Here is a 13155-nt window from a genome sequence, read left to right on the forward strand (position 1 = left end):
CTTACACCCAGTATGCCAGCCGTGTGCGCATGCGGGCGAACAGGCAGAAGGTTGCAATAATCAGCACGGCAGACCACCCAAGGGCCGCAGGCCATACGGCGGTTTGCATGACATCCCCAGTAAAGGGCGCGCGCAAAATTTCAATTAACGGAAAGAAGGGGTCTAGCAGCAGCCAGGCCTGCCCGGTTGTCATCAACTGCGGAGACCACAAAATGGGCGTTACAAAGAACATCACCTGCGTCAGGCTGGCGATAATGGGGGGCACATCCCTAAACCGTGCGCCCAGAATACCCAGCAGCAGCACGGCAAAAAAGCAGTCCACCAACCACAGGCCTGTGGCGGGCAGCAGAGTCCATGTCCATTTGGGTGCGACGTGAAACCACAAGAACACTCCGGCCACTACGGGTACGTTATGCGCAAATACCAGAATGTTGCGCACCGCCACGCGCAGCACATGCAGGGAATACGGCATGCGGGCAGCATGGATAAGCCGCGCAGCCCCTGTAAAAGTGCCACACCCTTCCTGCATGGTGCCGCCTACAAAGCCCCATAACACCAAGGAAAGGGTAAGAAAGGGCAGGTAGGTGTGCACATCTGTGTTAAGCAGATACGCATACAGCACGCCCATGGCCGCCACCATAATGGCCGTGGTGGCCGTAAGCCAGAACGGCCCCAGAATGGAGCCACGATACCGCAGCCGAATATCCAGCCAAGCCAGCGTAAGCCCCAGCCGGGCATGGCGGAAGCCGCGCGCAAAATCTTGGGCGGCATGCACAAAGTAGGAAAAACCCCGTTCTGGCACCAAATGCAGCACGGGTTGGCCCTCTGGCTGGGGGGCGTGCTGCGGCGCAGCCGAAAGAGGGGGCTGTTTTTTTGCGGCGCGTTCTTCCTGCGTATCCGGCAAGGTGGGCGTGCTGTTCATGGTGTTTAACGCGATAGAGAACCCAGCCTGTTTGTGCAAGGTTGGCATGCTTTTTATGCTGCCATACAAGCCCGTGCAGCCTTAGGTGAGCGCGCCATTTGCGCAACGATTGGCAGGAAAACACTCCGCAGAGATGACAACAGGCCCCGTGGTTGCTACACCCGGCCCGCCGGAGAGCCCTTTTTTCGTTCCACACCTAAGGCCGGGAACCGTCCTTGTCATGAAAATCGTCGCCTGTAACAGCAACCTCCCACTTGCCGAAGCCGTTGCCGCGGAGCTGAACCTCCCCCTCTGCAACGCCACCGTGCGCCGCTTTGCGGACATGGAGGTGTTTGTAGAAATCCACGAAAATGTACGTGGTGAGGACGTGTTCGTTATCCAGAGCACCTGCACCCCCACAAATGATAACCTGATGGAGCTGCTGATTATGCTGGATGCGCTGCGCCGTGGTTCGGCCAAGCGTATTACCGCTGTCATGCCCTATTTTGGTTATGCCCGGCAGGATCGTAAATCCGGCCCGCGCACGCCTATCAGCGCCAAGCTGGTGGCGAATCTGCTGGTGGAAGCCGGTGCCAGCCGTGTGCTGACACTGGATCTGCACGCCATGCAAATTCAGGGCTTCTTTGATATTCCGGTGGATAATCTGTACGCAGCCCCGCTGTTTGTGCGCGATATCCGCTCCCACTATGGGGACCGCGATCTGATGATTGTCTCCCCCGATGTGGGGGGCGTGGTGCGTGCCCGCCAGTTGGCCCAGCGCCTGAACACGGATCTGGCCATTATTGACAAGCGGCGTGAACGCGCAGGCGTTTCCGAAGTGATGAACGTGATTGGGGACGTGCGTGGCCGCCATTGCCTGCTGGTAGATGATATTGTGGATAGCGGTGGCTCATTGTGCAACGCAGCCCGTGCCATTGCCAACCAAGGTGCAGCATCTGTGGGGGCATACGTAACCCACGGCGTGCTGACAGGGCAGGCTGTGGAACGTATTGCCGATTCGCCTATCGAAATGCTGACGCTAACAGACAGCATTCGCGCTACGGAGCAGGTTATGGCTGCACGCAATATCCGCCAGATCACCATTTCTGGTCTGCTGGCACGCGCCATTCATGCCGTGGCGGATGAAAGCTCCGTTTCCTCCCTGTTCGATTGATCCGAGGCCCCATGAGCACGCTTCTCCCCCGCCCATACTGGTATTTGCGCCACGGCCAGACAGACTGGAACCGGGCTGGCCTTTCTCAGGGGCGCACGGATGTGCCCTTGAATGAAACCGGCATTGACCAAGCTGTGGCGGCGGGAAAGCTGCTTGAGGTTGCCTTGCGTGCAGCAGGGCAAGATGGGGTCACGCGTATTGTGTGCTCTCCGCTGGAGCGCGCTTTGCGTACAGCTACGATTGTGCGTGATGCGCTTGTTACCCACGGCCTGCCTGCCTTGCCACTGGATGTGGATGCAGGGCTGGAGGAAGTCTGCTTTGGTGAGCAGGAAGGCCAGCCGATTGGGGATTGGTATAATAGCTGGATTGCCGGTGAATATACGCCACCGGGGGCAGAAACATTTGCTGCCCTAAAACAGCGTGCCACAGATGCCGTAAACCGCGCCACACAGGCCCCCGGCAGGCCCCTGATTGTGGCACATGGGGCGCTGTTTCGTGCTTTGCGCGCGGCCATGTTTCTGCCCGCCAATGTGCGCCTGCCCAACGCTATTCCGCTCAGCTTGGAGCCAGAAGCAGAGAACCGTTGGAAGTTGCAGGAGCTGGCAGACGCGTAAGCGTTAGTTCCGGATTTTGTAGAGTTCGAACGAGAAACGGTTGGGCTTTTTTCTGCCGGGCTTGCCTATGCGTACGCTATAAGCCTGTTGGTAATGTTGTTGAATATAGGCACATACAGGCTGTTCTATTGTGCCTGATGTGCATGCTTGATACGGCAGCATAACAAAGGCCGGGTGCTGAGACAGATCCTGCAAGTAATGCTGGGCTGCGTTCTTGCCATAAATAATATCGATATGATCGCGGAAAAGGTAGCGATCAAAACTGTGCAGATGGGCCATGTAAAAATGGGTGTGCGGTGTACGGATGTTGAGAACTTTTTGCTGTTGAACCAGATCAGATACCCGCGTGTAATCAATCTGTTTGAAGTTGATATAATCTTTTAGATTTTTATGCGTTTCATCCACACCGCTAAGCACCACAACCGTAGCCAGTGGGGCGAATGCCCAGCCTGAAAAATGTATTTTCTGTTTGCTTAAAAGCACCAGCATGATGCTAACAGGCGCAAACCACAGCCCGGAATAATGGCTGAACGGGTGCCCGGAAAGAAGGGCCGCAGGCACAGAAGATACAAACCACAGCGTAAGCAGCGTGGTATCTGGTGTAGGGGCTGTTTTAAGGATGGATTTCTGCCCGAACCATTTGATGAGAATGGGCGAAAAAACCGCCAGATAAGCTGCAAGCAGCAGAACCGCCTTGATGCGTTTTGAAAGTTTGGCGCTGTAAGAATGTAAAAAAGTATGTTGCAGGGTAAAGTAATCTGCCAGCGCATGGTGCCCCTGCACCAGATAAGGCGAGAATAAAACTGCCAATCCACCGCATGTGCCAAGGGCAAACAAAACCACATTGAAAAGAGGGCGTGTGTTTGTCAGCAACAGGAAGCACACAGGCAAAAACAGGCAAATGCCTTCCAGATAGTTAATGTTAACCGTAAGGCCAAACGTAGCCCCAGCGGCCATAAGTAGCAGGGCGCGGTTTGTCTGCTGTGTAGTTGCAAATGTGCCTTTGCGGGTAAGCCAGATAACAGCCAGTTCTGTTGTTATCAGAAGTGTTTCTGTATTTCCGGCCAGCAGTTCAAACGGCGCACCCAGCAACACCAACGCAGCAAAAACCCATAACCAGCGTGTGTGCCAGATACTGCGTGCCATGGCAGCAAATGCGGCAAGGGAAAGGAGAGCCAGAACCGTAAATTTGCCAACAGGCAACGGGGCAGTAAGTGCATCCCACACGCCGTAAAGCGCATAAACGCCTACAGGTTTGTGATCGAACACATATTGGTACGGCAGCATATGCTCTTGCAGCAAGCTGCGGCCAATAAGTGCGTAAAATGTTGTATCAGCCGTGGAAAAAGGCAGGATCAGATAAGAAAAAATATAAAAAATACTGCATAAAGAAATAATAAAAACGAATATCTTATTTCTTAAAATCTTTTGTAGCTCAGACATTATCCTTCTCCTGCTTGAAGGTCTGGATATTCATGCAGGGAAAAGGAAGTAAAGGGTAAATAAGTTAAATAATTTTCTAAAAAGCATGGCAGAACAGCCAGTTGGCAGTTTCTGCCATGCTTATTTTATCGGTGTTGAATACATCATACGGCAGACGTGTGTTCCTGCGGAGAAATGCGGCTTCTTTGCGGGAACAGGGCCGGATCATGCAGAGCACGCAGGCGCACGCAACGGGGCAGAAGCCTGCGGATAATGTGCATGGTTGCGGTATCGGAAAGCCCTGTCTGTTCAGAAAACCAGTCCAGTTCTTCCTGTAGGAAAAAGCCGCGCACTTCTGCTTCAGATGCTGGTGGGCTGTGGGGGGCGGTCTGCCAACGGCGGATGGTGGAAAGCATGCCCATGGCTTCTGCCCGCTGTTCCAGCTTGCTGGGCTGATCCGGCGTGGGCACAGGGCCAAGAACTTCGTTTAAAGCGCTTAACAGGCCGGATTTGTTAAACCACGCGGCTGTTACAAAATCTCCCACGCTTGAAATGGCGTTGGAGACGGAGTTCAGGAATGTCATGAAAACCTCCCGTATTTACAAAAGGGGTGCATACTGCCAACGGCGCGCAGGTTGGGAGAGTTTCCATGTGCTGAAAAAATAAAAACCGCCCCTGAACCAAGGGCGGTTTTTTACAAACAGAGCATCTGCCACAGCCAGCGGCCTTAAGCCATGTGGTACGGCAATGCCGGGCGGGAGTACCCGCCTTTTTCTGTATTAGTCCTGCAATGGCAGCATAAAGGTGCCATCATCCAGCTGGATACCACGCTGGGCAGCGTGGGCGCAGGTTGCGGTGCGGATGTCTTTGTCATCCACCGTGTTCAGGTCAATCATCTGGCCGGGGCCAACCATCAGCTGCCCTGCACCACCAGCGGGGTATGCGGCATCGTTTTTCACATCGCTGCGTTTTGCAAGGGAGCGGCCGAGAGAGCGCACCGTTGTATCATCATCAATGTTGTGGGCGTAACAGTAGTACATCAGCCCGGCAATGTTGCCGACAGATGCGTTATCTACCGTGGGGCCGGGGCCAACTGGTGCTTCTGGCACAGAAGCCACGCCAACATTGGCAGCATGGGCAGGTGCAACCCCGGCAGCCAAAGCCAGGCCACATACGGCAGCAAGGGCCGCTTTGCGCAGTGTGTTCATGGGTGAACCTCCTTTGTGAACAAGTTTGATGAGGCTCACTATCGAACCGGCCCGGATATGCGGCAAGAGCCTTGGTTGCCGGTCTGTTATGCAGAAAATATTGGTTTGTTATCAAAAATCCTGCATGATTTGTGAAGTTTCGTGATCTAATAGGACAATAATAGTCCGCATTATCACATGGCTGTGAGTGTATGGATGCTATGCCTGTATTGGCAAAGGTGCGCACGGTTATTCAGGCTTCTTATACGAATACTCTATAATGCTCTTTCTGTATTTTTCTTGCACCTGCGCAATCTTGCCCACTGGCATGTGTGTGCTGGGCTTCCCATATCCAAGATCGAATACATACTAACGTACATGCCGTTTGCCGCTGTGCGGGCCAGATGGCGTAAAGATATAAAGCAGGGAGCCGATTTGAATGTCTGATCTGATTGTTCTGGGTTTTGACCACGTTGATGATGCCGCCAAGGTGCTGACAGAATGCCGCGCCTTGCAGAAGGAATACCTGCTGGATCTGGAAGATGCCGTGGTTGTTACGCGGGATGCACAGGGTAAGGTACACCTGCACCAGAGCGTAAACCTTGAAAAAGCTGGGGCTTCCTGGGGCCTGCTTTCTGGTGGTTTTTGGGGTGCGCTGGTGGGCCTTTTGTGCCTGAACCCGCTGGCTGGCTTCCTGATCGGGAGTGCCGTGGGGGCCGGTGCTGGCGCGCTGTCTGGCAAGTTCTCTGATTACGGGATTGATGATGGCTTCATCAAACAGTTAAGCGATACCATCCCGCCCAACACCTCTGCTCTGTTTATTCTGGTGCGTAAGTCTCAGCCGGAAAAAGTTCTGGCCGATCTCAGCCAGTTCAAGGGCCATGCCCGTATCCTGCAAACCTCTCTTTCCCCAGAAGCAGAAGAAAAACTCAAGGTTGCCTTGGGTCAGGTTGCTGCGGCGCAAGCCAAGGCCTGAGCCATCTTTTAGGTATCAGCCTGCACTGTGTGCATGGAAAACCCCCGGTGGCAGAAGCACACCGGGGGTTTTTTAGTATTTTAACGCACAGAACGAAAAAAGTTCACAGCCGTTTGCCCATTTCTTGCCGCAGGGTGTTGCAGCGCTGGGTATATTTTGCGGCCCGTGTGGCGGTCATCCAGTTGATAATAAATGCCGCTGCCAATGAGAGGAACGAGGCCGCAGTGAGCAACTGGCCTGTCAGATAGATTTTCTCATCATAATGCAGGGCGGAATACCATAGCAAAATCAGGCTCAGCACAGCACCAATAAAGCCGGAAACACCCGTAAGCCGCATAAGGGAATCTTCCACCAGTTCAAAGGCGGCGGTTTCACGCCATAGGTCAAACAGGCGGCGGTCAATGTCTCCCACGTTTTCGGCGTGGTCTGCCTTTTCGGCTTCTGTGCGCTTATGGGGGTTCTTGCGGTGGATCTCCAGCTCCTGCCGGGCCTTGGCAAAAACCTTCCGCCGTTCCTGAATGGCGGGCAGGCTGATATCCACAAAACTTAAAATGGCAACATTCAACCCGGCGGAAAGCTGAACAATGGCCTGAAAGTTGCCCCATGTCATATCCATTGGTCTGGCTCCTCCACGGGCTGGATATCCTCGTATTGGAGCCGTTTTCTGGGGCAAAATGCTGGTAAAATCAATCCACGCCAGTGTGGGGGCTGTGGCGCGTGGGCAGCGCCACAGCCGGTAACACGCTTAGAAACCTTGGGAAATCCCGCCCAGAATGGTGCGGCGCAGCCCATATTGCGGGGCGCCCACGCCAATGCCAGAGCCATCACGCAGCTTGTAGGTGTGGTCCCCCAGATTGATCACATCTATGCGGAACTGCGTATCCCCCGGCCATGCGCTGCCGAATGTATGGTGTATGGTTTCCACGGCAGAGAAGTTAACGGTGGCGTAGGGTGTAAGGGCCACCCCGTTGGGCACAAGGCCATCGGCCCGCAGCCCGCTGCCATATACCATGGTGGCAGATAGCCGCAGCGGAAAGCGCGTTTTATGGAAGAAGGAATAGGCCGCCCCGGCAGAGGCCGTCCAACGCTGATCATGGTCCAGATGGATCCAGCGGTGCTGAATGTAGGCCAGATCATCTGGTTCCATATTAAACTGTGCGCTGGTGATATCCTTGCCAATGGCGCGAGACCACGCAAAGTTGCCATAGAGTGAAAGCGGGCCATGATCGTAAGAGGTGCTGACCTCATACCCGTTCACCTGCCCACGGCGATAGTTAAAGCCACTCAGGATAATGGGGGCGCCAAACTGGCCTTCATCAATCAGGTTATGCGCCAGCTTGTAGTAGGCATCGAACGAGACACGCCAGCCTGGCAGAATGGTTTGCTCAATACCGGCATCAAAGTAATGGTCGCGCTCGGCCCGCACCTTGTTGTTCTGGTAAACGGAGGGCGCGGCACTGGTGCCCGCAAATTTGTAAAGCGAGGAAGAACTTACAACCTCAAACGGCGGAGGCGTGAAGTAGCGTGAATATCCGGCATGGATCACACCGCCTTTCCACGGCTTCCACACAATGTTGATACGTGGGCTAAGCTGTTTTTCTGCCGTGTATTCGCTCACGCCATCAAAGCGCAGGCCGTAATTGATGGTCAGGTTGTTGAGGGGGCGCCATTCATCCTGCGCATATAGGCCGTAAACCGTGCCGGTTTTGCCGCTGCCATCGTAAATGCTAAGCGGGGTTGTGCCAAAGGTGGCGTTGCCATCTGCATCCTCACCATCCTGCGCAAACACGCGGGAGAGGGATTTAGAGGTATTGCGTTCCACAAAAAGCTGAAAACCAAAGCGCACGGTGTGATCTTTGGCAGCACGCCATGTAACATCATGCTGTGTGCCCATGGAAAAAACAGAACGCGCAGCTTGCTGGGCAATGCCATTATACACCAGATCCCCCAGCCAGTCGGGAGAATAGCGCAGGCTGCTATAGCGGGAGAACACGGAGCTTTGCAGGCTGAAGTCTCCCATCTCTTTCTGCAACGCCAGAATGGCAAAATCTGTAATCTGTTTTTGGTGCTCATCCAAATGCGCACTGTCCACGCTGCCATTCAACTGCTGCGCCAGATTGCTGCCAGAGTAGGCAGGCATGGCAAACTGGGTTTGCTGGCCGGGGTTGTTGGGCAGTTGGTATTCTGCGTTGGAAACACCGGCAATAAAGCTGATACGCGTGTTTTCATCCGCCGTGTACCGCAGATGGCCCAAAAAGTGATATTGCTCGCTTAAATCATGAATGGCGTTGAAAGATGATGTTGTGTTTTCAATGCCCGTGCGGTCATGCACATAATCTGCCGTGGCAAAGAAATCCCACTTTCCTTTATGAAAACCATATTGCAGGGAAGGGAAAAAATAATCTCGCGCCCCGCCGTAAAGTGAGAGATTGCCGCCCGAATTGGTGGTGCCGTTCTTGGTGTTGATATCCACCACAGCCGCCTGCAAAAACCCAAACTGGCTGGGCAGCGCACCGGTGGTGAGGGACATGTTATCGGCAAAGCGCGTCATCAATGCCTGCCCGAACACACTCAGCCCCTCCGGTAACTGCACGCCATCCAAACGGAATTGCACCTCGTTATGGTCTCCACGCACATGGATCTGGCCGTAACTGTCCTGCGCTACGCCGGGGGCTTGCAAAAGCACTTGGTTAAGCGGTGCGTTATCGGCCCCGGGAATGGTTTCCAGCGCCTGCCGGCTGAACTTGTGCACAGTGGCCCCGGTGGAGGGCGAAAGCTCTGAACGCATGCGGTCCAGATGCGCGGTAACAATTACCTGTTCGGCATCGTTCTTGTCATGCGCAATTACTTTTACGCTTTGCGGTTTTGTTTCAGAAGGCTTCTGCTGCTTTGTTTCTGTTGTAGAGGTTGTGGTTTCAGCCAGGGCCATGCTGCTGCCCAGAGCAGTTAAAACAGTGGAGCAGAGAAGAAGAGCGGCTGATCGAACCATCATGCTGTGTGCTGCCTTGGTTGAGTGTGGCGGAGGGCGCAGCATGTATTATGTAATAGTATAACATTACAACAGGAATGAGCCGTGTGCGTGCAGCTTTCTGTGGGCTGTTGCACGCGCGCAACAGCTTTGCGCCCAGAGCAAGGCACAAAAAAAGAGGCCACATGCAACACGTGGCCTCCTTGCGCATACCGTTGTGCCTGCGGGCACAAGGCAGATGTTATTTTGTGGTGTAACCGCCGTTTACCAGAATGGTCTGGCCCGTCATCCACCAGCCTTCAGAAACAATAAAGCGCACATACGGGGCAATATCTTCAATATCTGTCAGGCCCGTTTTGCTGAAGGGAGAAAGCGCTGCTGCCGTTTTGTGGTAAGCCACAGCATCTGCACTTTCCTGCCCGTAAAAGAACGGCGTATCCATGGGGCCGGGGCCAATGGCGTTAACAGAAATGCCACGTGCGCCATATTCCTTAGAGGCCGCACGGGTAAAGTGTTCTACCGCAGCCTTGGAACCCGCATAGGTGGAATAAAACGGCGTGTAAGCCCCCAACAGAGATGTGACGAGTGTGAGCAGCTTGCCGTTATCCGCCAGATGGTTTCCGGCTTCACGGATAAACTGATACGCCACCTTGGTGTTGATGGCGAACATGGAATCAAATTCTTCATCCGTGGTGTCTGCAATCGGCTTTTTCAGCACTTTGCCCACAGTGTTAATGGCAATATCTGGCGCGCCAAAAGCGGCTTTGGCATCTGCAAACAGTTTGGCAACAGCACCTGGCTGCGTAAGGTCTGCCTGAAAAGCTGCGGCCTGTGCGCCTGCGGCTTTTACCGCAGCCACCGTGGCATCTGCTTCCGCCTTGCTGGCCGCACTGTGGTAATGGATGGCAATGGCTTTTGCACCGTGTTCCGCCAGATCCCGCGCAATCAGCCCGCCCAGATTTTTGGCGCCACCGGCTATCAGAACGGTTTTGCCTTTAATGCTGTGGTCTACCATGTTGGCTGCTCCCTTGCATGATCGAGGGGGCATGGATGGTGGCCCCCGTTTTTCTATTTTCACCGTATCAGCTACAATAGCCGGATAAAGCTGTATGTTCTGACAACACTTGCCAGATTTACCGAACAATAAGGCAACCGCCACAAGGCTAACGTGTATGGATAGAATAGACCTTTTTCGTATTTTTGCCCGTGTGGTGGAGGCCGCCAGTTTTACCCACGCGGCAGAAACCTTGGGCATGCCGCGCTCTAGTGTGTCTGCCGCCGTGCAACAGCTTGAAAGCCGCGTGGGTGCACGTTTGTTAACGCGCACAACCCGCTCCGTTGCCCCCACACCAGATGGCGCCGCGTTTTACGAACACTGCCTGCGCCTTGTGGCGGATGTGGAGGAAGCAGAAAACCTGTTCCGCCAGAACGAAAGTGCCGTGCAAGGCGTATTACGCGTTAACATGCCCGGCCGCATTGGGCGGCTGATAGTGGCCCCGGCATTGCCCGATTTTCTGGCAACATATCCCGGCCTTTCGGTGGAGCTGGGGGTAACGGACAGGGCCGTTAATCTGGTGGAAGAAGGGTTGGATTGCGTGCTGCGCGTGGGCCCTTTGCAGGATTCCGGCCTGATTGCCCGCCGTATGGGGGAGTTAAAGCTGATAAACGTGGCCAGCCCGGCATATCTGCATCAGCATGGTGCGCCCCAATGCCCGGCAGACCTGCTGCATGGGCACGAGGCCGTAAATTATGCCTCTCCCCAGAATGGCCGCGTGGAACAATGGGAGTGGGAAGAAAACGGCCAAACCCACACGCTGGATATGCCGGGCCGTGTGACAGTAAACAGTGCAGAGGCCCTTATAGCCTGTGCGCTGGCTGGGTTGGGGATGATTCAGATACCCGCGTATGATGTGCGCTCTTACCTGCATACCGGCCAGTTGGTAAAAGTGCTGCCCAAATGGTGTGCGGCCCCTTTGCCCATGGCGTTGCTTTACCCACACCGGCGGCATCTTTCCATGCGGGTGCAGGTGTTTGCCGCATGGCTGGAAGAACTGGTGCGCCAGCAGGTTTTACGCCCTGTTGCCGCTGCTCCGTAAAGGTGGCGTGTATGTGCATAATGCCCGTTGCATAAACGCCTAAACACGCCCAAAGAGCGCAAGCCATGTTAACCGTAGAAAACATTCTGCTGCTGCTTTTGCTGGCGGCCGTTAGCAGCCTGCTTGTTGCCCTGTTTAAACAAAAGGTGCCGCAGCCGGTTATTCTTATCATTCTGGGTGTGTTTGCGGCGTTGGCGGGCATGCATGTCAGCTTGCAGCCAGATATGTTCATGTTTGTATTTCTGCCGCCTTTGCTGTTTGCAGATTCATTCCGCATGCCATTGCGTGAGTTTTCAGAACTGCGCGGCCCCATTCTGTTTTTGGCCTTTGGGCTTGTGGTTATCAGCACGCTGGTATGTGGCTATGCTATTCATTGGATTGTGCCAGAACTGGGCTTGCCCATCTGTTTTACGCTGGCGGCAGCGCTTTCCCCCACAGATACGGTAGCTGTTTCCAGCCTTATTGAAGGGCGCAAAGTTCCCAATCGGCTGTTGCAGATTTTATCTGGTGAGGCCCTGTTTAACGATGCCTCCGGCCTTGTGTGCTTTCGCTTTGCCATGGCCGATGCCCTTACGGGGGAGTTTTCTTACAGGCAGGCTTTTGGCACGTTTTTAATGGTGGCGCTGGGCGGCTTGCTGGTGGGCGCTGCGGTGGCGTGGCTGGCTGTTAAGCTTAACCGCGTGCTGGTGCGCCGTGGGTATGATGATCCGCAATCCCAAATCATCTTTGTGCTGCTCTTGCCGTTTTTAATGTACGCAGCGGCGGAAGCGGTGGAATGTTCGGGCATTCTGGCCGCCGTGGCAGGCTGCATGGTGCTTAAACTTTCCGGCATGATAGAGGATACCGCCACCTTTACCCGCCTGCAGGCCACAACCGTATGGAACATTGTCAGCTACGTTTTTAACGCGCTTATCTTTTTGTTTCTGGGCTTGCAGTTGCCAGAATTGCTGCAACACGGCGTGGCGTTGGGCCATAAATACGATGTGGCTTTGTGGCAGGTTGGCCTGTTTGTGGTGCAAATATACGCCATTATGCTGGCCATGCGGTTTGCAGGCGTATGGACATCCGTTTTTGGCCGTTGGGTGGTGGCGCGTATTGGCAGCCTGCCGTTTGAACCCACGGGCTTTGCAGGCAGCTTGTTGCTGACATTTGCCGGAGTGCGCGGGGCCGTTACGCTGGCGGCTGTGCTCTCCCTGCCAGAAGGAACAGATGGCACAGATGCCTTTCCCATGCGCGATGCCGTGGTGGTGGCGGCTACAGGTGTAATTGTGCTTTCCCTGCTGGCAGCCAGTGTGTTCATTCCTCTGTGCCTGCGTTTTTTGCCGCACGAAACGGTGGATAAGAATGCGCAGGAAGAAAATATGGCCCGCCAAAAGCTGATACGCGCAGCCCTTGCAGTGCTTACAAAAGCGCGCACGCAGCCGCCTGCGCCCAACCCAAAGGGCACCGCACTGGCCAAACCGGAGGGGCAAAGTGCCGCAGATGAAGCCCTGCGGCAGGAGGTAATAGACCGCCTATACCAACTGTATCACAGCCGGTTGGAAGAGGAGGATGAAACGCCGCGCATTACGCCGCTGGATCGTAACCGGGCATTGCGCCATGCGCGTATGGATCTGGCCCTGCGCCTGCAATTGCTGCGGGCAGAACGGCAGGCCATGCGGGATATGACATCGCGCAGAGAGATCAATGACCAAACAGAATGGAAGCTCCAGCAGGAACTGGATTATGAGGAGCAGGTAATCCGCTCGCAGTCTCAGCGCCTCCCGCGGGAGGCCTAAAGCCAGCCTGCCAAACGTGTAGCGTGCTTTTGTTGACAA

At 54.7% G+C, this 13155-nt stretch carries 12 protein-coding genes; 5 read left to right on the forward strand and 7 right to left on the reverse strand.

The genetic code is table 11. From position 1 onward, the window contains the following. Position 1: 1 nt before the first annotated feature. Positions 2-970: an ABC transporter permease gene (locus ACP7IZ_RS02240; protein WP_259330828.1), complete on the reverse strand. Its 969-nt coding sequence runs from the start codon at positions 968-970 to the stop codon at positions 2-4. Between the two features lie 172 nt (positions 971-1142). Between ACP7IZ_RS02240 and ACP7IZ_RS02245 the strand changes: the two genes are divergently transcribed. Both ACP7IZ_RS02245 and ACP7IZ_RS02250 read left to right on the forward strand, forming a co-directional pair. After that, positions 1143-2075, forward strand: a complete 933-nt coding sequence (locus ACP7IZ_RS02245; RefSeq protein WP_426847669.1) for a ribose-phosphate pyrophosphokinase — start codon at positions 1143-1145, stop codon at positions 2073-2075. 11 nt (positions 2076-2086) lie between these two features. After that, positions 2087-2689, forward strand: coding sequence for a histidine phosphatase family protein (locus tag ACP7IZ_RS02250; protein ID WP_426847670.1), 603 nt, complete (start codon positions 2087-2089; stop codon positions 2687-2689). Positions 2690-2692: 3 nt separating this feature from the next. Here the strand turns inward: ACP7IZ_RS02250 and ACP7IZ_RS02255 are convergent, their stop codons facing one another. From ACP7IZ_RS02255 to ACP7IZ_RS02265, 3 genes are all read right to left on the reverse strand, one after another. Next, on the reverse strand, positions 2693-4132 hold the full coding sequence (locus ACP7IZ_RS02255) for a hypothetical protein (RefSeq protein WP_426847671.1): 1440 nt from the start codon (positions 4130-4132) through the stop codon (positions 2693-2695). Positions 4133-4275: 143 nt separating this feature from the next. After that, the gene (locus tag ACP7IZ_RS02260) at positions 4276-4695 is read right to left on the reverse strand and encodes a hypothetical protein (RefSeq protein WP_006116970.1); all 420 of its coding nucleotides are present in this window, start codon (positions 4693-4695) and stop codon (positions 4276-4278) included. A gap of 195 nt (positions 4696-4890) precedes the next feature. After that, positions 4891-5358, reverse strand: coding sequence for a hypothetical protein (locus ACP7IZ_RS02265; protein WP_426847672.1), 468 nt, complete (start codon positions 5356-5358; stop codon positions 4891-4893). Between the two features lie 379 nt (positions 5359-5737). On the opposite strand from ACP7IZ_RS02265, the gene ACP7IZ_RS02270 reads away from it, so the two are divergent. Then, on the forward strand, positions 5738-6274 hold the full coding sequence (locus ACP7IZ_RS02270; protein ID WP_426847673.1) for a DUF1269 domain-containing protein: 537 nt from the start codon (positions 5738-5740) through the stop codon (positions 6272-6274). A gap of 103 nt (positions 6275-6377) precedes the next feature. Here ACP7IZ_RS02270 and ACP7IZ_RS02275 read toward each other — a convergent pair whose 3' ends face one another. From ACP7IZ_RS02275 to ACP7IZ_RS02285, 3 genes are all read right to left on the reverse strand, one after another. Next, positions 6378-6890, reverse strand: coding sequence for a hypothetical protein (locus ACP7IZ_RS02275; RefSeq protein ID WP_426847674.1), 513 nt, complete (start codon positions 6888-6890; stop codon positions 6378-6380). Between the two features lie 129 nt (positions 6891-7019). Then, positions 7020-9266, reverse strand: coding sequence for a TonB-dependent receptor (locus tag ACP7IZ_RS02280; RefSeq protein WP_426847675.1), 2247 nt, complete (start codon positions 9264-9266; stop codon positions 7020-7022). Positions 9267-9483: 217 nt separating this feature from the next. Beyond that, positions 9484-10257, reverse strand: coding sequence for an SDR family oxidoreductase (locus ACP7IZ_RS02285; protein WP_150178656.1), 774 nt, complete (start codon positions 10255-10257; stop codon positions 9484-9486). A gap of 157 nt (positions 10258-10414) precedes the next feature. Between ACP7IZ_RS02285 and ACP7IZ_RS02290 the strand changes: the two genes are divergently transcribed. Next, complete coding sequence (locus ACP7IZ_RS02290) at positions 10415-11338, forward strand: LysR family transcriptional regulator (protein WP_426847676.1); 924 nt, start codon at positions 10415-10417, stop codon at positions 11336-11338. A gap of 65 nt (positions 11339-11403) precedes the next feature. Then, positions 11404-13116 (forward strand): Na+/H+ antiporter, encoded by a 1713-nt coding sequence (locus ACP7IZ_RS02295; protein ID WP_426847677.1) that lies wholly within the window; start codon positions 11404-11406, stop codon positions 13114-13116. The last annotated feature ends 39 nt before the right edge of the window (positions 13117-13155 follow it).

The sequence above is a fragment of the Acetobacter sp. AAB5 genome (genome assembly GCF_050106715.1).
GTDB classification, from domain to species: Bacteria; Pseudomonadota; Alphaproteobacteria; order Acetobacterales; family Acetobacteraceae; genus Acetobacter; species Acetobacter oryzifermentans.